Raw genomic sequence first — 20,896 nt, forward strand, 5'->3', positions numbered from 1 at the left:
CCATGTGTGGACGATTTGCATTGCTGGCCAAGCGGGATCTTGCGCGCGACTATCTCGATCTCGCCGAGCTGGACGACCTGACCGAGCGCTACAACATCGCCCCGACGCAGCCGATCCTGGTCGTCGTCGCGGGGGAAAGGCAGGAGCCCGGCAGCAACCTGCCGGAGCGTAAGGCCATGCTGGTGCGCTGGGGTTTCATGCCCGGCTGGGTGAAGGACCCGCGCGACTTTCCGCTGCTCATCAATGCGCGCGCCGAGACGGCGATCGGCAAGGCCTCGTTCCGCGCCGCCATGCGCCATCGCCGCGTCCTCGTGCCGGCCTCCGGTTTTTTCGAATGGCGCCGGCCGGAAGGGAAGGGCGCCAAGGCGCAGGCCTACTGGATCCGCCCGAAGAAGGGCGAGATTCTCGCCTTTGCCGGACTGGTGGAGACGTGGTCTTCCGCCGACGGTTCGGAGGTCGACACCGGCGCGATCCTGACGACCGCGGCCAACAACGACATTGCCCGCATCCACGACCGCATGCCCGTCGTCATCCGCAGGCAGGACTTTTCGCGCTGGCTCGACTGCAAGACGCAGGAGCCGCGTGAGGTGGCTGATCTGATGAAGCCGATCGACGACGGTTTCTTCGAGGCGATCCCGGTCTCCGACAAGGTGGGCAAGGTCGCCAATATGGGGCCGGATATCCTGGAGCCGGTGGAAGAGCGGGCCGACGAAGCGCCGGCGGAAAAGAAAAAGGGCGCGGAAGCGCCCCCATCACCGTCCGACCAGCTGTCGCTGTTCTGAAATCGCGCCGGCGAGGCCGCCTTGGAGCGGCTCAATCGTAGAGCGGCTGGAGCACGGCCGGAATATCGCGCTTGGAGCGCTTGTCCTCTGTCTTCGCCTCGGGCTTGCAGCGCGTGGCGGCCACGACGGCGGGCAGGCCGAGCGGCTTGTAGCGCGCCTGGAGGTTTTCGTTTGCCGCATGGTTCTGCGGCGGCTGTTTTCGTGCGGTCGACATTGTCTTTCTCCTGAATTGTCAGGCAGCCCCGTTTCGATCCCCCGGTTGCTACCCCCGATGCGTTATGCATTTACGCGACCCATTCGGCCAAATTCTGCTCAAATTTTGATCGATCTGCGGCAAGCGACTGAAAACACAGGTTTTCGAGATCAACTATTGTGACGGCCGCAAACATTCATTTCCTCGGAACCTGCCGCACCTTGATCATCAGAAAGGCCGCGATGACGGCGCGGATGCCGATCGGATTGTAGCGGCTGGCAAGATCGGTCTCGGGGCGTGTCTCTGTCTTCCGGGTCGTCATGATGCTGTCCCTTCGGTTTGCCGGCGGGCACTGCCGGTCTCACCCCTTCTTTTTCCCATGCGGGCAGGGGCGGCCGTGTCACCGCGGGAACAGGAGGCCTGGCGAGAATTTCGTCCGGGAACGGGCCGCGCCCGCTTGACCGGACGCCCGCACGGCGCGATAAAGCAGGCCATGAAAACGGTACTCTGCATTCGCCGGAGCATTATTCGCTAGCGCACGCGCTGGCCCGGCCGTTTTCGTCCCTCAAAATCCCCGGATGACAACGACCCGGCCAGCCGGGTTTACGCCTTTTGGGGAGATTTCTATGGCCGAAAAGCCGGTCCTGACGCTGTACAACACGCTCACGCGCTCGAAGGAGCCCTTCGCTCCCATCGATCCCGACAATGTGCGCATGTATGTCTGCGGCCCGACGGTCTACGACTTCGCCCATATCGGCAATGCGCGGCCGGTCATCGTCTTTGATGTGCTGTACCGCCTGCTGCGCCATGTCTACGGCGAAGACCACGTCACCTATGCCCGCAACATCACCGACGTCGACGACAAGATCAACGCCCGGGCACTGCGCGATTTCGGAAAGGAGATCGGCGACGGCACGCTTTCGCTCAACGAGGCGATCCGCCGGGTGACGGAGAAGACGGCGAACCAGTTCCACGCGGATATCGCCGCGCTCGGCACCATGGAGCCGACGCACGAGCCCCGCGCCACGGAGTTCGTCCAGCCGCGCGGCGACGGCAAGGTCGACATGATCACGCTGATCGAACGCCTCATCGAGCGCGGCCATGCCTATCAGGCGGGCGGCGAGGTGCTGTTCGACACGCAGTCCATGGCCGACTACGGCCAGCTTTCCAAGCGCAACCTCGACGAACAGCAGGCCGGCGCCCGCGTCGCCGTCGACGTGCACAAGAAGAACCCCGGCGATTTCGTGCTCTGGAAGCTCTCCTCGCCGGAAGAGCCCGGCTGGGAAAGCCCCTGGGGCCGCGGTCGTCCGGGCTGGCACATCGAGTGCTCCGCCATGTCTGCCGCCTATCTCGGCGAGACCTTCGACATCCATGGCGGCGGCCTCGACCTCATCTTCCCGCACCACGAGAACGAGATCGCCCAGTCGCGCTGCGCGCATGGCACGCCGGTCATGTCGAATGTCTGGATGCACAACGGCTTCCTGCAGGTCGAAGGCCGCAAGATGTCGAAGTCCGAGGGCAATTTCTTCACGATCGCAGAACTCTTGCACGAGGAGAAGTTCGGCGGCCGCAAGTGGCCGGGCGAGGTGCTGCGCCTCGCCATGCTGATGACGCATTACCGCGAACCGATCGACTTCTCCGTCAAGCGGCTGGAAGAGGCGGAGCGCCTGCTTGCCAAATGGCCCGCCGGTGGCAATCCGGCCGAGGGCCGGGTGGATGAAAGCGTGCGTGCGCCGCTTTTCGACGATCTCAACACCGTCGCGGCCGTGCAGGCGCTGCATGCGCTCGCCCAGTGCGCCAATGCCGATCCGCTGATGCTGCCGGTCTTCGCTGCCAGCGCCGAACTTCTTGGCGTCCTGCCGAAGAAGGCCGAGATCTCCAAGGCGCTCGAGGATAGCATCGAAACGCTGATCCAACTTCGCCTGGAAATGCTCAAGGCGAAGAACTTCGCCGAAGCCGACAAGATTCGCGACGACCTCGCCGCCAGGGGAGTCCAGCTGAAGGACGGCAAGGACGCCCAGACGGGCGAGCGCGTGACGACATGGGAGGTGAAAAGGTGACCACCCCCTTCTACACCGGCGGGTGCCAGTGCGGTGCCGTGCGCTTTCATGTCGAAGGGGCGCTCGGCGATGCGTCGGTCTGTCATTGCCGCATGTGCCAGAAGGCGAGCGGCAATTTCTATCTGCCGCTGGTCTCCGTGCGGCAGGCCAAGCTGACCTGGACGCGGGGAGAGCCGAAGCGCTTCCAGTCGTCGAACCACGGCTATCGCGGCTTCTGTGCCGATTGCGGCACGCCGCTGACCTATGAAGCGCCGGACGGCGTGGCGCTGACCATCGCCGCTTTTGACGACCCGGCGGAGATCGCCCCGCGCATCCAGTGGGGCGTCGAGGCGAAGCTGCCCTATGTGGACGCGATTTGCGACCTGCCGGGGGAAGAGACAATGGCGGACCAGGAGGCGGCGTCCTTCCTCGCCGACCTTGTCTCCTACCAGCATCCGGACCACGACACGGACGCATGGCCGCCGGAGCGCAAGCCATGAGCATTTCCCGCATCTATACCGGCGGGTGCCAGTGCGGCGCGGTGCGCTATCGGGTGGAAGGGACACTCGGCGATCCGCATCTGTGTCATTGCCGCATGTGCCAGAAGGCGGCCGGCAACTATTTCCTGCCGCTTGCCAATGCGCCACGCGACCGTTTCACCATGACCCGCGGCGAGGCCGGCTGGTTCCAGTCCTCGGAGATCGTGCGCCGCGGTTTCTGCCGCGATTGCGGCACGCCGCTGTTCTACGACGCGCTCGCCGCCGACCATATCAATGTGACACTCGGCTCGCTCGACGATCCCGACGATGTCCGCCCGGTCGCTCAGGCGGGCGTCGAATCGCGGCTCGTCTGGTTCGCGCAGCTGGCGAAACTGCCGGAAAGCGAGAGCGAGGACGGCGAGTTCGGCGCGGCGCGGCACATCGTGGTCCGCGCCTCCAACCGCCAGCACCCGGACTATGACACGGACCATTGGCCGCCGGAGGACATTCCATGACCGAGACCCGGCCGGAGCTCGGTTTTCCGCGCAAGTGGCTCTATCTCATCGCCGGCAAGCTGATCCTGATCACCGCCGTGGTGGTCGCCGTCGTCGTCTATTCCGCCTATCGTTGAAGGAGCTGCCATGAGCGTCGAACAGGAAGAGACAAGAACCGGGGGCTGCCAGTGCGGCGCCGTGCGTTTCCGTATCAAGGGCGGGCTCGGCCGCCCGTCGATCTGCCATTGCCGCATGTGCCAGAAGCAGTTCGGCGGTTTTTTCGGCCCGCTCGTCACGGTCGAGGGCGAGGTGGAGTGGCCGCGCGGCGAGCCGGCCTATTTCCAGTCCTCGATCAACATCGCCCGCGGCTTCTGCCAGCAATGCGGCACGCCGCTGGCCTACAAGCATCCCGGCGGGCTGGAGATCGCCATCGGCGCCTTCGACAGGCGCGATGACCTCGCGCCGCAGATCCAGGTCAATTTCGACGCACGGCTTCCCTGGGTCGAGGCGATCTTTTCCGCGCCCGCCCACAAGGACCCCGATTATTACAGCCAGCAGGAGAAGATCATCTCCTTCCAGCACCCCGACCACGAAACCGAAAACTGGCCTGCCCACGGAATGAAATTATGAGCGAGACCCTGCGTACCCTCTATCCCGAAATCGAACCCTATGCCTCCGGCCATCTCGACGTCGGCGATGGGCATGTCATCTACTGGGAGCGCGCCGGAACGCCCGGTGCGAAGCCGGCGGTGTTCCTGCATGGCGGCCCCGGCGGCGGGTTCTCGCCCGCCCACCGCCGCCTGTTCGATCCCGCCCTCTACGACGTGACGCTGTTCGACCAGCGCGGTTGCGGCAAGTCCACGCCGCATGCGGAGCTGGAGGCCAACACGACCTGGCATCTCGTTGCCGACATCGAACGCCTGCGGAAAATGGCCGGCGCCGAAAAATGGCTGGTCTTCGGCGGCTCCTGGGGCTCGACGCTGGCGCTTGCCTATGCGGAAAAATATCCCGAGCGCGTCTCCGAGCTCGTGGTGCGCGGCATCTACATGCTCACCAAGGGCGAGCTCGACTGGTACTACCAGTTCGGCGTCTCGGAAATGTTCCCCGACAAGTGGGAGCGTTTCATCGCGCCCATTCCCCCGGAAGAGCGGCACGAGATGATGCATGCCTATCACCGCCGCCTGACGAGCGATGACAAGGCGACGCGTATCGCCGCGGCGCTTGCCTGGAGCCTGTGGGAAGGCGAGACGATCACGTTGCTGCCGGAGCCCTCGACGAGCGACAAGTTCGGCGAGGACGAGTTCGCCCACGCCTTTGCCCGCATCGAGAACCACTTCTTCGTCAATGCCGGCTGGCTGGACGAGGGGCAGCTCCTGCGCGACGCGCACAAGCTGCAGGGCATTCCCGGCCTCATCGTGCACGGGCGCTACGACATGCCGTGCCCGGCAAAACAGGCCTGGGCCCTGCACAAGGCGTGGCCTGAGGCGGAATTCTACCTCGTTGAGGGGGCGGGCCACGCCTATTCCGAGCCGGGCATTCTCGACCGGCTGATCTACGCGACGGACAAGTTCGCGGGGAAAGTTTGAGAGACTGCCCCTCACCCAAACCCTCTGCCCGCATGCGGGGAGAGGGGGCCCGTCGAATGCAGGATTCGGGTTCGAGGTTTTCGGCGCGGCATATTCCTTCTCCTCACCTGCGGGGAGAGGGTGGCGGCAGCCGGATGAGGGGCGGATTGAAGTGTTCAATGAGTTCCCAGGGAGGGAACAGATGAAAAAAGACCGTATCTACCTTTTCGACACCACGCTGCGTGACGGCCAGCAGACGCCCGGCATCGACTTTTCCGTCGAGGACAAGATCGCCATTGCCGGCATGCTGGACGCGTTCGGCCTGGACTATGTCGAGGGCGGCTATCCCGGGGCCAACCCGACGGATACGGCTTTCTTCTCGAAGAAGCGCACCGGCCGTGCGAAATTCGTCGCCTTCGGCATGACGAAACGCGCCGGCATTTCCGCCTCCAACGATCCGGGCCTTGCCGCGCTTCTCGACTCGAAGAGCGACGCGATCTGTCTTGTCGCCAAGAGCTGGGACTATCATGTGCGCGTGGCGCTCGGCTGTTCCAACGAGGAGAACCTCGAGAGCATTGCCGAATCGGTCAAGGCCGTCGCCGCCTCCGGTCGCGAAGCCATGGTCGACTGCGAGCATTTCTTCGACGGCTACAAGGCCAATCCGGCCTATGCGCTGGCCTGTGCCGCCACGGCCTATGCCTCCGGCGCCCGCTGGGTGGTGCTGTGCGACACCAATGGCGGCACGCAGCCGTCGGAGGTGCAGGCGATCGTCCGGGCGGTGATCGCCGCCGGTGTGCCCGGCGACAATCTCGGCATCCACGCCCACAACGACACGGGGCAGGCCGTCGCCAATTCGCTCGCCGCCATCGAGGCCGGCGTGCGCCAGATCCAGGGTACGCTGAACGGCATCGGCGAGCGCTGCGGCAATGCCAATCTGGTGACGCTCATCCCGACGCTGGCGCTGAAGGAGACCTATGCGACGCGCTTTTCGATCGGCATCGACACGGAGGACCTGACGGGCCTCACCAAGCTTGCCCATACCTTCGACGAATTGCTGAACCGTTCGCCGGACCATCAGGCGCCCTATGTCGGGGCTTCCGCCTTCGCCACCAAGGCCGGCATCCATGCCTCGGCGCTCCTGAAAGACCCGCGCACCTACGAACATGTGACGCCGGAAAGCGTCGGCAACCTGCGCAAGGTCATGGTGTCCGACCAGGGCGGCAAGGCGAACTTCATCAATGCGCTCAAGCTGCGCGGCATCACCGTCAGCAAGGATGACCCGAAGCTCGATCGTCTCATCCAGATCGTCAAGGAACGCGAGGCGACCGGGTATGCCTATGAGGGCGCGGATGCGAGCTTCGCGCTGCTGGCCTACCGCACGCTCGGCACGGTGCCGGAGTTTTTCCACGTCGAAAGCTTCCGCGTGATGGTGGAGCGCCGCTACGACGCCAACGGCCAGCTCAAGACCGTCTCGGAGGCCGTGGTGCGCGTCGTCGTTGATGGCGAGACGATGATGTCCGTTGCCGAAGGTCACGGCCCGGTCAACGCGCTCGATCTCGCGCTGCGCAAGGACCTTGGCAAGTATCAGGCCGAGATCGCCGACCTGGAGCTGGCGGATTACAAGGTGCGTATCCTCAACGGCGGCACCGAGGCCATCACCCGCGTCCTGATCGAATCCACCGATGCCAGCGGCGCGCGCTGGTGGACGGTCGGGGTTTCCGACAACATCATCGACGCGTCCTTCCAGGCCTTGATGGATTCCATCATCTACAAGCTCCTGAAGAACCGCGGGGAGGCGGGGCGGGTGGCCGCGGAGTAACGGGGCGAGGTTCAGCGCCGCTCATCGTCCCTTCACCGGAATGAATTGGTGCATAACCTTCCTTTGGAGTATCCCGTCGAAAAATCCATGAAATGACGGGATACCACGCCATGGCCGACGCTAAATCCACCAGCGGCCCCGAAACCGGCGATTCGCCGCGCGGTTTCGCCTTCGCCTTGACGGCCTACGTGTTCTGGGGGTTCCTGCCCTTCTTCATGAAGGCCGTCGCCCACATTCCCGCTGCCGAGGTGGTGGCGCACCGGATCGTCTGGTCGGTGCCGCTCGCCGGGCTGGTGCTGATCTGGCTCGGCCGCACCGCCGATATCAAGGTGGCGTTGCGCTCGCCGCGCATGCTCGCCATGGCGACGCTGACGGCGGTGCTGATCACCATCAACTGGGGCATCTATGTCTGGGCCATCGGCGCCGGCCGGGCCATCGAGACGGCCCTCGGTTATTACATCAACCCGCTTTTCTCGATCTTCCTCGGCGCCGTCCTCCTGAAGGAAAAACTCGACCGGACGCAGATTCTGGCGATCGGGCTTGCGGCCTTGGCGGTGGGGATCCTTGCCTTCGACGCCGGCGGGCTGCCGTGGGTGTCCATCAGCCTCTGCATCTCCTGGGGCTTCTATGCCTTCTTCCGCAAGACGCTGCCGATCGGTCCGAATCAGGGTTTCTTCCTGGAGGTTCTGCTGTTGAGCGTGCCGGCGCTCGGCTATATTTTCTGGCTCGAATCCTCGGGGCAGGGCCATTTCGGTGATACCGGTGCCGCCGATGTTCTCTGGCTGCTCGCCTGCGGCGTCGTCACTGCCATCCCGCTGATGATCTATGCCAATGGCGCCAAGCTGCTGCGCCTGTCCACCATCGGCATCATGCAGTACATCGCGCCGACGATGATCTTCTTCATCGCCGTCTTCGCCTTCAACGAACCTTTCGGCACGACGAAGCTCATCGCCTTCGCCTTCATCTGGGCCGCGCTTCTCCTCTATTCCAGCTCCATGCTACGGACGGCGCGGACAAAGCGTCTTGCGGCCATGGAGCTCAAGCCGGCGGAATAGACGATGGCCGTTTTGCAGACGGCGCGTCTGACGCTCAGCCCTTGCCGGCCAGGCGACCGTGCGGACTTCATCGATCTGGAGCGTGATCCGGAGGTGATGCGCTTTCTGAACGGGGGATATGCCGTCGATCGGGAGACGGTCGCGCCGAACGCGACCTTTCTGATGCCGACCGGCACGGAGCCCTATGTCTGGACAGCCCGTCGGACGGCCGATGGCGTCTTTGTCGGCTGGTTCTGCCTCTGGCCGGAAAGCGAGACGCTGGCTGAACTCGGCTATCGCCTGCATCGCGTGAACTGGGGCCAGGGGTTGGCCGCAGAGGGGGCGGAGGCTCTCGTCGACTGGGGTTTTGAAACCGCCGGATACGAAAAGATCGTGGCGACGACGATGACCGTGAACCAGGCTTCGCGCCGCGTCATGGAAAAGATCGGCATGAGGCATGCGCGGACGGTGTCCGGCGATTTTCCCGATCCGATCGCGGGCAGTGAGCACGGCGAAGTGTGGTACGAACTCGACCGCCTGTAAGGCGAGCTTCCGTTTCTCTTGAGAAGATCAGAGCCTGGCGATGATGTCGGCTTCGCCTTCGCGGTCGACCTGGCCGGCCCAATGGTCAACGAGCGCCGCGACGATCTCTTCCGGTTCGTCGATCACCATCGGCTGCACGAGATGGGCCGTGTGGATGAAGCCTTCGTCCGCCATGTGGCGGATGAGCTTGAGCATCGGGTCCCAGAAGCCGCCGATATTGGCGAAGACCATTGGCTTGCGGTGGCGGCCGAGTTGTGCCCAGGTCATCACCTCGACGATCTCCTCCAGCGTGCCGATGCCGCCCGGCAGCGCCACGAAAGCGTCGGCGCGCTCGAACATCTTGTGTTTGCGCTCGTGCATGTCGGGCGTGATGATCAGCTCGGAGAGCTGGCCGAGCGAATGGCGGGTGGCCTCCATATCCACGAGAAATTGCGGTATGATGCCGGTGACGCGGCCGCCATGCGAGAGCACGCCGCTGGCCACCGCCCCCATGATGCCTTTCGTGCCGCCGCCATAGACGAGGCGGAGATGGTTTTCGGCCATCGCCTTGCCGAGGCGTCGCCCGGCGGAGACATAGGTGGTTTCGCGGCCCGGCTGGGAGCCGCAGTAGACGCAGACGGATCGAATCGGCAGGGTTTGTTCGCTCATGACGGGATTCAGCCACCCGGCTGGCAGCCCGTCAAGGATAATGACGAAAAAGCGCGGGGCGGCGGCTCCGGAACGTCCCGGGAACCTTGTGCAAAACATTGGGAATCGATAGCAATTTCAGGAGGGGACCCCCGGGAAACCGGGACAGAGAGAGAGTTGATGATGAAGAACAAGACCGGTCTGGTGGCCTTGATCGTGCTGGCGGCGGCAACGCTGCTCATGGTTTTCTTCGTGCTGCCCAACATGAACAAGGACAAGCCGGCCGAAACCCCGGTCGCGAGCCTTACCAATACGACGACGCAAGGCGGCGGCGAGACCACGACGGCCGAGGGCAAGCAGGCCCGTCCGACGACGGGAACCGGCGAGGCAGCGACGGGTGGAGAAGCGACCGGCACGGGCTCTGCTGCCGGAAGCGAGAAGCCGGCCGATGCGACGATAGGCGAGGCTGCGACCGCGACCCAGGAGGTCGCCAAGGCGGAAACGACGCCGGCCGATCCGGCCGCCGGCTGGGTCACGCCTGCCTTCGATCTCCTGCGCGTCGAGCCCGATGGTTCGACGGTGATCGCCGGCCGCGGCCAGCCGAACACCAAGCTGGAGATCAAGAATGGCGAGACCGTCGTCGCGACGGCCGATATCGGCCCGTCCGGCGATTTCGCGGCCGTCTTCGATCAGCCGCTCTCGGCCGGCGACTATCAGCTCACCCTGAACACCAAGGACGACAAGGGCGTCTCGAAGACCTCGGACGAGGTGGCGACCGTCTCCGTGCCGAAGGATGCCGGCGGCGAGCTCCTGGCCATGGTCTCCAAGCCCGGCGAGGCGAGCCGCCTGATCACGGTGCCGGACACCGCGGACAAGGCCGCCGCTACCGCGGAAAAGACCATCGACCAGCCAGCCGGCGAAACCGCCGCTGCCACCGATGCAGGCGCAGCCGGCACCGCGGGCGAACAGCCTGCCGGGACGGAAACGGCCGGGACGAGCGGCGGCAATGCGGCAGCCACGGGCGAAACCGCCACGGCCGCTGCGACGGAGACGGCGGGTGCAGCCGGCAGCGCGGCGACGGAAACGGCGGCCAAGCCCCAGGCCCGTGTTTCGGCCGTCGAGCTGGAAGGCGAGCGCATGTTCATTGCCGGCACGGCCAAGCCGGGTGCGCTTGTGCGTATCTATGCCGACGACACGCTCGTCGGCGAGGCGAAGGCGGATGATCAGGGCCGCTACGTGGCCGATGGCACGATCGACCTGTCGGTCGGCCGCCACACCGTCCGCGCCGACGTGATGAGCCCGGATGGCAGCAAGGTCGAATTCCGCGCTTCCGTTCCGTTCGATCGGCCGGAAGGCGAACAGGTCGCCGTTGTCGCGCAGGAGAATGCCACCGGCGATACCGCCCCGGCGCTCGGCCTCATCGGCGGCGGCACGTTCGACAAGCTGCGCACCGAGGCCGACAAGGCGCTGGCGCTGCTCAAGGGCCTCTATGCCGATGGCCGCCTGCCGACCGTCGAGGAGCTGGCGGCTGCCCGGTCCGCGACGGAGATCGCGCTGAAGTCGCTATCGGAGTTCAAGCCCGGCCCGGAAGAGGGCGATGCGGCCCGCGACATGGCCGCCAAGGCCTCGGCCGCTGCGGCCACGGCGCTCGCCCGCCTCCAGGCCCTGCCGAAGGACGCTGCCGCTGTCGGCGGTGCTCTCGGCTCGATCGAGACGGCCGTTGCCGATGCGCTGGCTCCGGCCATCGAGAAGGCGGAGGCCGTGGTCGGCGCGGCGTCGGCCGCGGCGGACAGCTCCATCGAGGCGCTGGCCGGCCAGGCGACGGCGCTCCAGCAGCAGTTCGTTGCGCTGTTCTCCGACGGCCGCAATGCGACGTCGGCGGAAATCCAGACCGCCCGCACCGCGCTTGAAGGCGCCCTCAAGGGCATCACCGGCTTCACGCCCCCGGCGGGCACGGCCGCGGATGTGACGGCGGCCATCGAAAAGCTGAAGGGCTGGGCCTCGACCGCGCTCGACCGCTTCGCCGCGGTTCCGGCCGGCGCCGGCAAGGAGGCCTATCAGCAGGCGCTTGTGGCGCTGGAAGGCATGCCCTCGCTGACGGCCGCCGCCAACGCCGTTGCGTCGGGCAGCGAAGCGGTGGGCGGTGCGCCGGTTGCCGACGCTGCGAGCCCGGCGGAGGAAACCACGACGGCCGGCGGCACCGCGGCTGCGACCGGCAGCGAGAGCGGCACCGCCACCTCGGGCGAAGCCGCCGCAACGGGCAGCGGACAGGCGGTTGCCGAGGAGCCGGAAACGGTCGAGCAGGCGCCGCTGCAGCAGAGCAAGACCTCGGTCATCATCCGCCGCGGCGACACGCTCTGGCAGATCTCCCGCCGCATCTACGGCAAGGGTGTACGCTACACGACGATCTACCTCGCCAACGAGGACCAGATCGCCGATCCGGACCGCATCATCCCCGGCCAGGTCTTCGGCGTGCCGGACAAGACGGTGGAAAGCGATGCGGAGGCGGAAGAGCTGCACCGCAAGCGCGTTCGCGGCAATTGATCCCTCGCAGGTCCGGCAGTGCGGAGTTTGCCGGACTTGCACAAGGACAATTTCCCGCCGGCCGTTGCGAAGCGGCCGGCAAGGACCTATCTCCCCGATGCGGCGCCCCTACCGGGCGCCGCATTTTCATTCGGCAAGTCCGGCAAGAAACGAAGACCGGGGCGTGACGGCGACCCGGCGGAGGCCAGCGTGGCGAGAACGACGAAAAAGACGGTTTCGGCCGACAGCAGCAATCCCCTCCACACGCTGGTGAACCTCTGGCCCTATATGTGGCCTTCCGACCGGCCCGACCTGAAGATGCGCGTCGTCTGGGCGTCCGTCTTCCTGCTCGCCTCGAAAATCGTGCTGCTGCTGGTGCCCTATTTCTTCAAGTGGGCAACGGATGCGCTGAACGGCAAGGCGGATGCCGTCTCGCTTCTGCCGACCTTCCTGCTTGGCGCCGTCATGCTGGTGCTTGCCTACAACGGTGCGCGCATCCTGCAGGCCGGCCTCAACCAGCTGCGCGACGCGCTGTTTGCCAGCGTCGGGCAATATGCCGTGCGCCAGCTCGCCTACCGCACCTTCGTGCACCTGCACCGCCTGTCGCTGCGCTTCCATCTGGAGCGGCGCACCGGCGGCCTGTCGCGCGTCATCGAGCGCGGCACCAAGGGCATCGAGACGATCGTGCGCTTCACGATCCTCAACAGCGTGCCGACCTTCATCGAGTTCCTGCTCACCGCCGCCATCTTCTGGTGGGGTTACGGGCTGCAGTATCTTCTCGTCACGGCCGTCACTGTCTGTCTCTACATCTGGTTCACGGTGCGTGCGAGCGACTGGCGCATCTCGATCCGCCGCTCGATGAACGACAGCGACACCGAAGCCAACACCAAGGCGATCGACTCGCTGCTCAACTTCGAGACGGTCAAGTATTTCGGCAACGAGGAGATGGAGGCGCGCCGCTTCGACCAGTCCATGGCGCGCTACGAGAAGGCGGCGACCCAGGTCTGGACCTCGCTCGGCTGGCTCAACTTCGGTCAGGCGCTGATCTTCGGCGTCGGCATGGCGGTCATGATGGCGATGTCGGCGCTTGCCGTGCAGCGCGGCGAGCAGACGGTCGGCGATTTCGTCTTCATCAACGCCATGCTGATCCAGCTCGCCATCCCGCTCAACTTCATCGGCTTCGTCTACCGCGAAATCCGCCAGGGCCTGACGGATATCGAACAGATGTTCGATCTGCTCGAAGTGGAGGAAGAGGTACAGGACAAGCCCGGTGCCAAGGACCTCATCATCGCCGACGGCGCGATCTCCTTCAGGGACGTGCACTTTTCCTATGATCCGGCGCGGCCGATCCTCAAGGGCGTCTCCTTCGATGTTCCCGCCGGCAAGACCGTCGCCGTCGTCGGCCCGTCCGGCGCAGGGAAGTCGACGCTTTCGCGGCTGCTCTATCGTTTCTACGACGTGCAGGAGGGCGCGATCACCATCGACGGGCAGGATGTACGCGATGTCACGCAGAAGAGCCTGCGCTCGGTGATCGGCATGGTGCCGCAGGATACCGTGCTCTTTAATGACACGATCGCTTACAACATCCGCTACGGCCGACCTGGCGCCAGCGACGAGGAGGTCACCGCCGCCGCTGAGGCGGCGCAGATCGGCCCCTTCATCCGCCACTTGCCGGAAGGCTTCAAGGCGATGGTCGGTGAGCGTGGCCTGAAACTCTCCGGCGGTGAGAAGCAGCGCGTCGCCATCGCCCGCACCATCCTGAAGAGCCCGCCGATCCTCATTCTCGACGAGGCGACCTCGGCGCTCGACACCCGCACGGAGCAGGAAATCCAGGCGGCACTCGACGTCGTCTCGAAGAACCGCACCACGCTCGTCATCGCACACCGCCTCTCCACCGTCATCGCGGCGGACGAGATCATCGTGCTGAAGGACGGCGGCATTGCCGAGCGCGGCACGCATGGCGAATTGATGCAGCGCGACGACGGCCTCTACGCCTCCATGTGGAACCGCCAGCGCGAGGCCGTGCAGGCCGAGGAGCGCCTGAAGCAGGTGCGCGAAAGCGATGAGCTCGGTATTGTCGTGCGCGGTGCGCCCGCCGCGGAGTGATCACGCTCCCGGCGCGGCGAAGAGGATCAGGTTGCCGTCCGGATCGAGGAGGATGAAGGTCCGCGCCCCCCAGGGCTCCGTCCGGAGCGTTTTGTGGAACGCGACGCCGGCCGCCTGATAGCCGAGGAAAAGCGCCTTGATCTCCGCCGCGCTGTCGAGCGTGATCGAGGCCGAAAGCAGTTCTTCCCGTTGGCGGATGTCTCCGACGAAGACGGGCTCGTGCACCAGTCGCAGGCAGAGCCGTGCCCGGTCACGCACAACGACCCCGTAGAATGGCGGGTCGCCATAGGCGAAATCGACGGCAAAGCCGAGTTTTTCCGTGAAGAAGGCGAGGGAGGCGGCGAAATCGGCGACGTAGAGGATCGGCTCCGCTCCGCTGAGGATCGGGCCTTGCTGCATGCTTTCGGTCGTGCTGTTCATGATGGGGGCTCCTGTTCTGAGCGCCTGCCAGTCCGCAAACCCGTTCTGACGGGCGACGAGCGCCTGCGCATCGGCAAGCGAGAATGCGGCGTCGAGCACCTCCCGATCGGTCAGATCCCGGAAAGCGGGCAGACCGGCGCGGATGATCGCCGCCACCGGATGGTGTCGTTCACGATGCCAGCGCAGGAACTGCTTGGCCTGCTTGCGGAGGTTTTCGATGTTCGGCATGGGCGCTGCTACGGTTTCGGTCGTAGGTGGGCATTGCCCCTTCGGCTCCCGCCGATGCGCCCTACAGCAACACGGAAAGTGTGCCCGCACCGCTCGGCGGTTGTCAACCGCAGGGCGGGAAAGCACGGTATCGGACGGTTGAGAACCGCACTTGCACCTGGTGGGTCGGGCACCGGAGAGGGCCGTGCGCCTGGGGGCTAATCGCCACGCCGCATTGCCCCCATCGCCATTTCACGCTAGGTCGATGGCGTGAAATCATCAGGAGATGTCGGAAGATGAGTTTGGTCGATACGATACGCAGCACCCTGGTGCCGATTCATCGGGAGGGCTGGAAGTTCGTGGCCGGCTTCTTCGTCGCCTCGCTGCTCCTCGGCGCAGCCTGGGAACCGCTGATGTGGATCGGCTTCGTGCTCACGGCCTGGTGCGCCTACTTCTTCCGCGATCCCGAGCGCCTGACGCCGCAGGATGACGATCTTGTGATCAGCCCGGCCGATGGCCGCGTCTCGGCCGTCGCCATGGTGACGCCGCCGGCCGAACTGGAACTCGGTGACCAGCCGATGATGCGCATCTCGGTCTTCATGAACGTCTTCAATTGCCATGTGAACCGCGCGCCGATGCGTGGCCGCGTCACGCGCGTCGCCTATCGTGCGGGAAAATTCCTCAATGCCGATCTCGACAAGGCGAGCCAGGAGAACGAGCGCAACGGCCTCGTCATCGAGAGCGCGCACGGGCCGATCGGCGTCGTGCAGATCGCCGGCCTCGTCGCCCGCCGCATCCTGTGCTGGACCAACATGAACGACAGCCTGGAGGCCGGCGAACGCTTCGGCCTCATCCGCTTCGGCTCGCGCCTCGACGTCTTCCTTCCGGCAGGCGTGCAGCCGCGCGTCAGCGTTGGTCAGACGGCGATCGCCGGTGAGACGGTGCTGGCAGAATTCGGCTCGGCCAAGGGGCCGGTCATCAGCCGTCGCGGCTGAGGAAACGAGAAGAGAGGCAACAGGCAGTCGCCAACAGGGTTTCGCAACATCGACCCTTTCTGCCTGCCGCCCGAAAACAGCAAAGCGAAAAGCGATGGACACACCCTTTCCGCCCTATGAGCCGAATGGACCGAACGACGAAGCGCGCGGTCCGCGCCTGCGGGAAATCCCGCTGCGCATCATCATCCCGAACCTCATCACGGTGCTTGCCATCTGCGCGGGTCTCACCGGTATCAGGCTCGCCTTCGAAAACCGGTACGAGCTCGCCGTCGGCATGGTGCTGCTCGCCGCCTTCCTCGATGGCATCGATGGGCGTATCGCGCGCCTCCTGAAGGCCACCTCGAAGTTCGGCGGCCAGATGGATTCGCTCGCCGACATCGTCAATTTCGGCGTGGCGCCGGCACTCGTGCTCTACGTCTTCATCCTCGACCAGGCGCGCTCCTTCGGTTGGATCGCGGCGCTGATCTATGCTATCGCCGCCGGCCTCAGGCTGGCGCGTTTCAACGTCATGGCCGAGCGTGAGACCAAGGCGAAGTGGCAATCGGAATATTTTGTCGGGGTGCCGGCACCGGCCGGCGCCATGCTGGTGCTGTTGCCGGTCTATCTCGGTTTCCTTGGTCTCGCGCCGAGCCCGCTCTTTGCCTATCTCGCGTCCGGCTACACCGTGCTGATCGGCTTCCTGCTGGTCAGCCGCCTGCCGGTCTGGTCCGGCAAGTCGGAAGGCAGCCGCATCCGTCGTGACCTCGTGCTGCCGGGCATTCTGCTCGTCGTGCTCTATGTCGCAACGCTGATGAGCTTCACCTGGGAAACCATGGTGGTGACGGTCGTCGCCTATCTGGCGACCCTGCCGTTCGGCGCCCGCTCCTGGCAGCGTAAATATGGCGGCTGGACGGCGCCAGTGACACCGGGGGCCAGCGAGTTCCCCGAGGATCCCGACGGGCAGTAGCAACGCCCATCACATCCATGTGAATTTTCAGAAAGCCCTGTCCACATGCTGTGGGCAGGGCTTGATTTTTTATTGCAGGTCGATTAACTAGCAATCAAATAGATAGTAAGCTAATTGTATTTGGACTACTGAGATGAACACACCCGATCCGCGCGAGCGTATCCTGGACGACCTTTCCCGCGTGCAGCGCAAGATGCGCGCCTTGTTCGACGCCCGTGTGAAGGAGCGGGGGCTGACGCTGCCCCGCGCCCGCGCACTTCTGATCCTCGGCCGTGGCGTTAATCTCAACCAGCGTGAGCTCGCCGACGAACTCGACATCGAGACGCCGACGCTCGTGCGCCTGCTCGACGGCATGGAGAAGCAGGGTTTCATCCAGCGCCAGTCGGTGGAGGGCGACCGCCGCGCCAAGCAGATCGCCATGACGCCGCGCGGCGCCAAGGTCGCCGGAGAGGTGCTGGAGCTCGCCCGCTCGCTGCGCGCCGACGTGCTGAAGAGCATTTCGGCGCAGGACATGTCGACCACCGTCAAGGTGTTCGCCGCCATGTCCGACAATATCGCGCAGAGCTGTCGGGAGTGCGTCGAGGCATGAGCGCCGTTCCCGCTGCCGACGGGCGCGGAGGGGAGGGCGAGCCGCCGCGATCCGGGGCGCAGGAGCCGGCCGAGGAAAAACCCGCCGCCCCGCCACCGCCGCCGCCCATGGCGCCGCCAAGGGCTGCCGCCTACATGATCGCCTCCACCCTGCTCGCCATGACGCAGGGCTTCGGCCTGAACCTCGTCGCCGCCAACATCCCGCAGCTCCAGGGCCCATTCGGCGCCACCGCTGCCGAGGCGACCTGGCTGATGGCCGCCTACATGGCGCCGAACGCCTCGCTCTCGCTGGCGCTCATCAAGATCCGCAACCAGTTTGGCCTGCGCCCCTTCGCCGAACTCGGCATCGCCGCCTTTCTCCTCGTGTCGGTGGCGCATATCTTCATCACGGACCTGCAGTCCGCCCTCGTGCTGCGCTTCTTCGCCGGCATCGCGGCGGCACCGCTTTCCTCGCTCGGCTTCCTCTACATGCTGGAGGCCTTCAGCCCGGCGCGCAAGCTGACGATCGGCATCTCGCTCGCGCTGACCAATATCGGTCTTGCCGCCCCGCTCACCCGGTTCATCTCGCCGGCGCTCATCGATCTCGGCGGTGTGCGGGCGCTGCTGCGTTTCGAGCTGGCGCTTGCCATGCTCTCCTTCGCAGCGATCTATCTCCTGCCGCTGGCGCCGCCACCGCGGGCAAAGGTCATCGAGAAGCTCGATATCGTCAGCTACTTGTTCATCGCCGTCGGTTTCGGCTCGGGTGCCGTCGTGCTGGTGCTCGGCCGGCAATATTGGTGGCTGGAGGCCCCCTGGATCGGCACCCTGCTCGTTGTCATGGTCGGCGCGCTCACCATCGCCGCCGTCATCGAGCTTAACCGTGAAAGGCCGTTGATCGACCTGCGCTGGCTGTTCAGCCGCGAGATGCTGCACTTTGCCGCCGTGCTGGTGCTGTTCCGGCTGATGCTGGCCGAACAGACCGCCGTCGCCGGCAATTTCTTCCAGATCACCGGTCTGCAGAACGATCAGCTGGCCGGGCTCTACGGCATGGTGGCGCTCGCCACCGCCGCGGGCGGCCTTCTCTGTGCGGCCATCCTGAAGCCCGGCCGGGAGCCGGGTATCCATATGGTGGCGCTGCTTTTGATCGGCGCCGGCGCCTTTCTCGACAGCCGGGCGACGAACCTGACGCGGCCGGAGCAGATGTATGTCAGCCAGGCGATGATCGCCGCCGGCGGCAGCCTGTTCCTGCCGCCGGCCATTGCTTCCGGTTTCACGCTGGCGCTGCGCAAGGGGCCGCAATACATCCTTAGCTTCATCGTCGTCTTCCTGGTCACGCAGAGCCTCGGCGGCCTTGCCGGCTCGGCGCTGTTCGGCTCCTTCATCACGCTGCGCGAGAAGTTCCACTCGAACATCCTCGCCGAGGCGATGACGCTTGCCGATCCGCTCGTTGCCGGCCGTGTGGCGCAGCTTTCCGCCGCCTATGGCCGCACGATCATCGATCCGGCCGTGCTGAAGGCGGAGGGCGTCGCGCTGCTCGGCCAACAGGTGACGCGGGAGGCCAATGTGCTCGCCCACAACGATGCCTTCCTCGTCATCGCGCTGCTTGCCGTCGGCGCCGCCGCGGCGCTCGCCATCCACATGCTCTACATCCGCATCAGAGAGGCCAGCGCTCGCAATGGCGAGCCGGCGGCCGTTGAAGGTTGACCGAAATGAAGACTTACATCCGCAATACCGCCACGGCGCTCGCCCTCGTCCTCGGCGTGACCGGCATCGGCGCAGTGCTCTACGCCTGGCAGCTGCCGCCCTTTGCCAGCGACGTCCAGACGACGGACAATGCCTATGTGCGCGGCTACGTGACGCTGATCAGCCCGCAGCTCGCCGGCTACGTCACCGAGGTGTCCGTGAAGGACTACGAGACGGTCAAGGTCGGCGCGGTGCTCGCCCGGCTCGACGACCGCATCTTCCGCCAGAAGGTCGAGCAGGCCAATGCCACGCTCGCCAGCCAGAAGGCGGCGCTCGCCAATTCCGAGCAGCAGGAGAACGCCGCCAAGGCGCGCATCGGCGCCAGCGAGGCGGCGCTCGACAGCGCGACCTACGCCAAGCGCCGGGCGGAGGAGAACTGGAACCGCATCGAGGAGCTGTCGAACAAGGGCATCGCCACCCAGAGCGATCGCGAGCAGAGCCGCACCACGCTTGACCAGGCGGAAGCGTCCATTGCGCAGGCGCAGGCGAATCTTGAAGTCTCCCGGCAGGACCTGCAGACGATCATCGTCGGCCGTGATTCCCTGCGCGCCGCGGTGGCGGGTGCGGAGGCCTCGGTGGAGCTCGCCAGGATCGATCTTTCCAACACGGTCATCACCGCCCCGCGTGACGGTGCCGTGGGCGAGGTGGGCGTCAAGCTCGGCCAGTATGTCGCCGCCGGCACACAGCTGATGGCCGTCGTGCCGCATGACACCTGGGTCATCGCCAACTTCAAGGAAACCCAGCTCGCCTATATCCAGCCCGGCCAGAAGGTCGAGGTCAGCGTCGATGCGCTGAAGCACGCGACGCTGACCGGCCATGTCGAGCGCTTCTCGCCTGCCGCCGGCTCGGAGTTCAGCGTGATCAAGCCCGACAACGCCACCGGCAATTTTACAAAGATCGCCCAACGCGTGCCCGTGCGCATCAGCATCGACCAGGGGCAGGACATGGCGAAGCGCCTCGCACCGGGGCTTTCGGTGGTGGTGAAGACGGTGGTGGGGGAGTAGGGATGGGCTTGGCGGGCTGAACACCCCCTCTGCCCTGCCGGGCAGAGGGGGTGTTCAGCCCGAACCGGATCACTCCGGCAGGCGATAGTCCAGCAAACGCCCCTGGCGCATGTCGAAGAGCTTGCCCGTTTCGGCATAGTCGGGTGCGACGAGCGACAGGATGACCTTGGCGACCTCCGAGGGATGCTGCAGGGTCGAAGGGTCCTCGCCGGGGATGGCCTGTGCGCGCATGGCGGTGCGGGTGGCGCCGGGGTCGAGCGAGGTGATGCGCAGGGCGGTGCGCTGCGTCTCGCCGGCCCAGGTGCGCGCCAGCGCCTCCACAGCGGCCTTGGAGGCCGAGTAGGGGCCCCAGAAGGGCTTGCATTTGTGTGCGGCGCTGGACGAGAGGATGACGGCGCGGCCGGCATCCGATTTCAGGAGCAGCGGCTCAAGCGAGCGGATCAGCCGCCAGGTGGCGGTGACGTTGATCGCCATCACCTTGTCGAACACCTTCGCTTCGATATGGCCGATCGGCGAGATCGTGCCGAGCACGCCGGCGTTCGCGACGAGAATGTCCAGCTTGCCCCAGCGCTCGAAGATCGAGCCGCCGAGCTTGTCGATCGCCGGCATGTCGGCGAGGTCGAAGGGCACCAGCGTTGCCGCGCCGCCGGCGGCCTTGATGGCATCGTCCAGTTCTTCGAGGCCACCGATCGTGCGGGCGCAGGCGATGACATGCGCGCCGGCCTTTGCGAGTTCGAGGGCGGTGAAATAGCCGATACCGCGCGACGCGCCGGTGACCAGCGCGAGGCGGCCTTTCAGGTCGATGCTCAT

20 protein-coding genes and 1 pseudogene are annotated in these 20,896 nt (G+C 65.6%); 16 read left to right on the top strand and 5 right to left on the bottom strand.

Going from position 1 to position 20,896, the window contains the following annotated elements; genetic code table 11:
- The first annotated feature begins 2 nt into the window (after positions 1-2).
- Entirely contained in the window at positions 3-782 is a 780-nt protein-coding gene (locus P9A16_RS10045; RefSeq protein ID WP_023513236.1) for an SOS response-associated peptidase, read from the top strand.
- 31 nt (positions 783-813) lie between these two features.
- Here the strand turns inward: P9A16_RS10045 and P9A16_RS10050 are convergent, their stop codons facing one another.
- Positions 814-996: a hypothetical protein gene (locus tag P9A16_RS10050; RefSeq protein WP_023513237.1), complete on the bottom strand. Its 183-nt coding sequence runs from the start codon at positions 994-996 to the stop codon at positions 814-816.
- A gap of 175 nt (positions 997-1,171) precedes the next feature.
- A complete protein-coding gene (locus P9A16_RS10055; RefSeq protein ID WP_023513238.1) occupies positions 1,172-1,297 on the bottom strand; it encodes a hypothetical protein in 126 nt (41 codons plus the stop codon).
- A gap of 304 nt (positions 1,298-1,601) precedes the next feature.
- Between P9A16_RS10055 and cysS the strand changes: the two genes are divergently transcribed.
- The 8 genes from cysS (at position 1,602) to P9A16_RS10095 (ending at position 8,948) form a co-directional block, all read left to right on the top strand.
- Complete coding sequence (gene cysS, locus P9A16_RS10060; RefSeq protein ID WP_023513239.1) at positions 1,602-3,035, top strand: cysteine--tRNA ligase; 1,434 nt, start codon at positions 1,602-1,604, stop codon at positions 3,033-3,035.
- A complete protein-coding gene (locus tag P9A16_RS10065) occupies positions 3,017-3,514 on the top strand; it encodes a GFA family protein (RefSeq protein WP_037409296.1) in 498 nt (165 codons plus the stop codon). Before cysS ends, P9A16_RS10065 begins: the two co-directional genes overlap by 19 nt.
- Positions 3,511-4,008 carry a GFA family protein gene (locus P9A16_RS10070; protein ID WP_023513241.1) on the top strand — a complete coding sequence of 166 codons (498 nt, stop codon included), beginning with the start codon at positions 3,511-3,513 and terminating at the stop codon, positions 4,006-4,008. Before P9A16_RS10065 ends, P9A16_RS10070 begins: the two co-directional genes overlap by 4 nt.
- A 126-nt stretch (positions 4,009-4,134) precedes the next feature.
- The gene (locus P9A16_RS10075) at positions 4,135-4,617 is read left to right on the top strand and encodes a GFA family protein (protein ID WP_023513243.1); all 483 of its coding nucleotides are present in this window, start codon (positions 4,135-4,137) and stop codon (positions 4,615-4,617) included.
- A complete protein-coding gene (gene pip / locus P9A16_RS10080) occupies positions 4,614-5,573 on the top strand; it encodes a prolyl aminopeptidase (protein WP_023513244.1) in 960 nt (319 codons plus the stop codon). The genes P9A16_RS10075 and pip overlap by 4 nt, the downstream gene beginning before the upstream one ends.
- 181 nt (positions 5,574-5,754) lie before the next feature.
- Positions 5,755-7,371: a citramalate synthase gene (gene cimA, locus P9A16_RS10085; RefSeq protein ID WP_278025655.1), complete on the top strand. Its 1,617-nt coding sequence runs from the start codon at positions 5,755-5,757 to the stop codon at positions 7,369-7,371.
- Positions 7,372-7,481: 110 nt separating this feature from the next.
- Positions 7,482-8,426 carry an EamA family transporter RarD gene (gene rarD / locus P9A16_RS10090; protein ID WP_023513246.1) on the top strand — a complete coding sequence of 315 codons (945 nt, stop codon included), beginning with the start codon at positions 7,482-7,484 and terminating at the stop codon, positions 8,424-8,426.
- A gap of 3 nt (positions 8,427-8,429) precedes the next feature.
- On the top strand, positions 8,430-8,948 hold the full coding sequence (locus tag P9A16_RS10095) for a GNAT family N-acetyltransferase (protein ID WP_023513247.1): 519 nt from the start codon (positions 8,430-8,432) through the stop codon (positions 8,946-8,948).
- 27 nt (positions 8,949-8,975) lie between these two features.
- Here P9A16_RS10095 and P9A16_RS10100 read toward each other — a convergent pair whose 3' ends face one another.
- Positions 8,976-9,596 (bottom strand): TIGR00730 family Rossman fold protein, encoded by a 621-nt coding sequence (locus tag P9A16_RS10100; RefSeq protein WP_037409306.1) that lies wholly within the window; start codon positions 9,594-9,596, stop codon positions 8,976-8,978.
- A gap of 159 nt (positions 9,597-9,755) precedes the next feature.
- Between P9A16_RS10100 and P9A16_RS35775 the strand changes: the two are divergent.
- Both P9A16_RS35775 and P9A16_RS10110 read left to right on the top strand, forming a co-directional pair.
- Positions 9,756-10,925 (top strand): annotated as a pseudogene (locus tag P9A16_RS35775) (peptidoglycan-binding protein LysM); the annotation flags it as partial.
- Positions 10,926-12,308: 1,383 nt separating this feature from the next.
- Entirely contained in the window at positions 12,309-14,204 is a 1,896-nt protein-coding gene (locus tag P9A16_RS10110; protein ID WP_037409308.1) for an ABCB family ABC transporter ATP-binding protein/permease, read from the top strand.
- Here the strand turns inward: P9A16_RS10110 and P9A16_RS10115 are convergent, their stop codons facing one another.
- On the bottom strand, positions 14,205-14,852 hold the full coding sequence (locus P9A16_RS10115) for a VOC family protein (RefSeq protein ID WP_023512607.1): 648 nt from the start codon (positions 14,850-14,852) through the stop codon (positions 14,205-14,207).
- 275 nt (positions 14,853-15,127) lie between these two features.
- Here P9A16_RS10115 and P9A16_RS10120 point away from each other — a divergent pair, with 275 nt between their 5' ends.
- From P9A16_RS10120 to P9A16_RS10140, 5 genes are all read left to right on the top strand, one after another.
- Positions 15,128-15,826: a phosphatidylserine decarboxylase gene (locus P9A16_RS10120; RefSeq protein WP_023512608.1), complete on the top strand. Its 699-nt coding sequence runs from the start codon at positions 15,128-15,130 to the stop codon at positions 15,824-15,826.
- Between the two features lie 94 nt (positions 15,827-15,920).
- Entirely contained in the window at positions 15,921-16,772 is an 852-nt protein-coding gene (gene pssA, locus P9A16_RS10125) for a CDP-diacylglycerol--serine O-phosphatidyltransferase (protein ID WP_023512609.1), read from the top strand.
- Between the two features lie 133 nt (positions 16,773-16,905).
- Positions 16,906-17,361, top strand: coding sequence for a MarR family winged helix-turn-helix transcriptional regulator (locus P9A16_RS10130; protein WP_023512610.1), 456 nt, complete (start codon positions 16,906-16,908; stop codon positions 17,359-17,361).
- Between the two features lie 107 nt (positions 17,362-17,468).
- Positions 17,469-19,043: an MFS transporter gene (locus P9A16_RS10135; RefSeq protein WP_037409299.1), complete on the top strand. Its 1,575-nt coding sequence runs from the start codon at positions 17,469-17,471 to the stop codon at positions 19,041-19,043.
- A gap of 5 nt (positions 19,044-19,048) precedes the next feature.
- Positions 19,049-20,086 (top strand): HlyD family secretion protein, encoded by a 1,038-nt coding sequence (locus P9A16_RS10140; RefSeq protein ID WP_023512612.1) that lies wholly within the window; start codon positions 19,049-19,051, stop codon positions 20,084-20,086.
- Positions 20,087-20,155: 69 nt separating this feature from the next.
- Here the strand turns inward: P9A16_RS10140 and P9A16_RS10145 are convergent, their stop codons facing one another.
- Entirely contained in the window at positions 20,156-20,896 is a 741-nt protein-coding gene (locus tag P9A16_RS10145; protein WP_023516730.1) for an SDR family NAD(P)-dependent oxidoreductase, read from the bottom strand.

Source organism: Shinella sp. 838, from assembly GCF_029623935.1.
Lineage (GTDB): Bacteria > Pseudomonadota > Alphaproteobacteria > Rhizobiales > Rhizobiaceae > Shinella.

What these genes read in the sequence shown, in the direction of transcription:
- rarD (WP_023513246.1), top strand. Translation starts at nt 7,482, where the DNA reads ATGGCCGACGCTAAATCCACCAGCGGCCCCGAAACCGGCGATTCGCCG.
- P9A16_RS10055 (WP_023513238.1), bottom strand. Translation starts at nt 1,297, where the DNA reads ATGACGACCCGGAAGACAGAGACACGCCCCGAGACCGATCTTGCCAGC.
- P9A16_RS10145 (WP_023516730.1), bottom strand. Translation starts at nt 20,896, where the DNA reads ATGAGCATCGACCTGAAAGGCCGCCTCGCGCTGGTCACCGGCGCGTCG.
- P9A16_RS10130 (WP_023512610.1), top strand. Translation starts at nt 16,906, where the DNA reads ATGAACACACCCGATCCGCGCGAGCGTATCCTGGACGACCTTTCCCGC.
- P9A16_RS10100 (WP_037409306.1), bottom strand. Translation starts at nt 9,596, where the DNA reads ATGAGCGAACAAACCCTGCCGATTCGATCCGTCTGCGTCTACTGCGGC.
- P9A16_RS10140 (WP_023512612.1), top strand. Translation starts at nt 19,049, where the DNA reads ATGAAGACTTACATCCGCAATACCGCCACGGCGCTCGCCCTCGTCCTC.
- cimA (WP_278025655.1), top strand. Translation starts at nt 5,755, where the DNA reads ATGAAAAAAGACCGTATCTACCTTTTCGACACCACGCTGCGTGACGGC.
- cysS (WP_023513239.1), top strand. Translation starts at nt 1,602, where the DNA reads ATGGCCGAAAAGCCGGTCCTGACGCTGTACAACACGCTCACGCGCTCG.
- P9A16_RS10120 (WP_023512608.1), top strand. Translation starts at nt 15,128, where the DNA reads ATGAGTTTGGTCGATACGATACGCAGCACCCTGGTGCCGATTCATCGG.
- P9A16_RS10135 (WP_037409299.1), top strand. Translation starts at nt 17,469, where the DNA reads ATGGCGCCGCCAAGGGCTGCCGCCTACATGATCGCCTCCACCCTGCTC.
- P9A16_RS10070 (WP_023513241.1), top strand. Translation starts at nt 3,511, where the DNA reads ATGAGCATTTCCCGCATCTATACCGGCGGGTGCCAGTGCGGCGCGGTG.
- P9A16_RS10045 (WP_023513236.1), top strand. Translation starts at nt 3, where the DNA reads ATGTGTGGACGATTTGCATTGCTGGCCAAGCGGGATCTTGCGCGCGAC.
- P9A16_RS10075 (WP_023513243.1), top strand. Translation starts at nt 4,135, where the DNA reads ATGAGCGTCGAACAGGAAGAGACAAGAACCGGGGGCTGCCAGTGCGGC.
- pip (WP_023513244.1), top strand. Translation starts at nt 4,614, where the DNA reads ATGAGCGAGACCCTGCGTACCCTCTATCCCGAAATCGAACCCTATGCC.
- P9A16_RS10115 (WP_023512607.1), bottom strand. Translation starts at nt 14,852, where the DNA reads ATGCCGAACATCGAAAACCTCCGCAAGCAGGCCAAGCAGTTCCTGCGC.
- pssA (WP_023512609.1), top strand. Translation starts at nt 15,921, where the DNA reads ATGGACACACCCTTTCCGCCCTATGAGCCGAATGGACCGAACGACGAA.
- P9A16_RS10065 (WP_037409296.1), top strand. Translation starts at nt 3,017, where the DNA reads ATGGGAGGTGAAAAGGTGACCACCCCCTTCTACACCGGCGGGTGCCAG.
- P9A16_RS10050 (WP_023513237.1), bottom strand. Translation starts at nt 996, where the DNA reads ATGTCGACCGCACGAAAACAGCCGCCGCAGAACCATGCGGCAAACGAA.
- P9A16_RS10095 (WP_023513247.1), top strand. Translation starts at nt 8,430, where the DNA reads ATGGCCGTTTTGCAGACGGCGCGTCTGACGCTCAGCCCTTGCCGGCCA.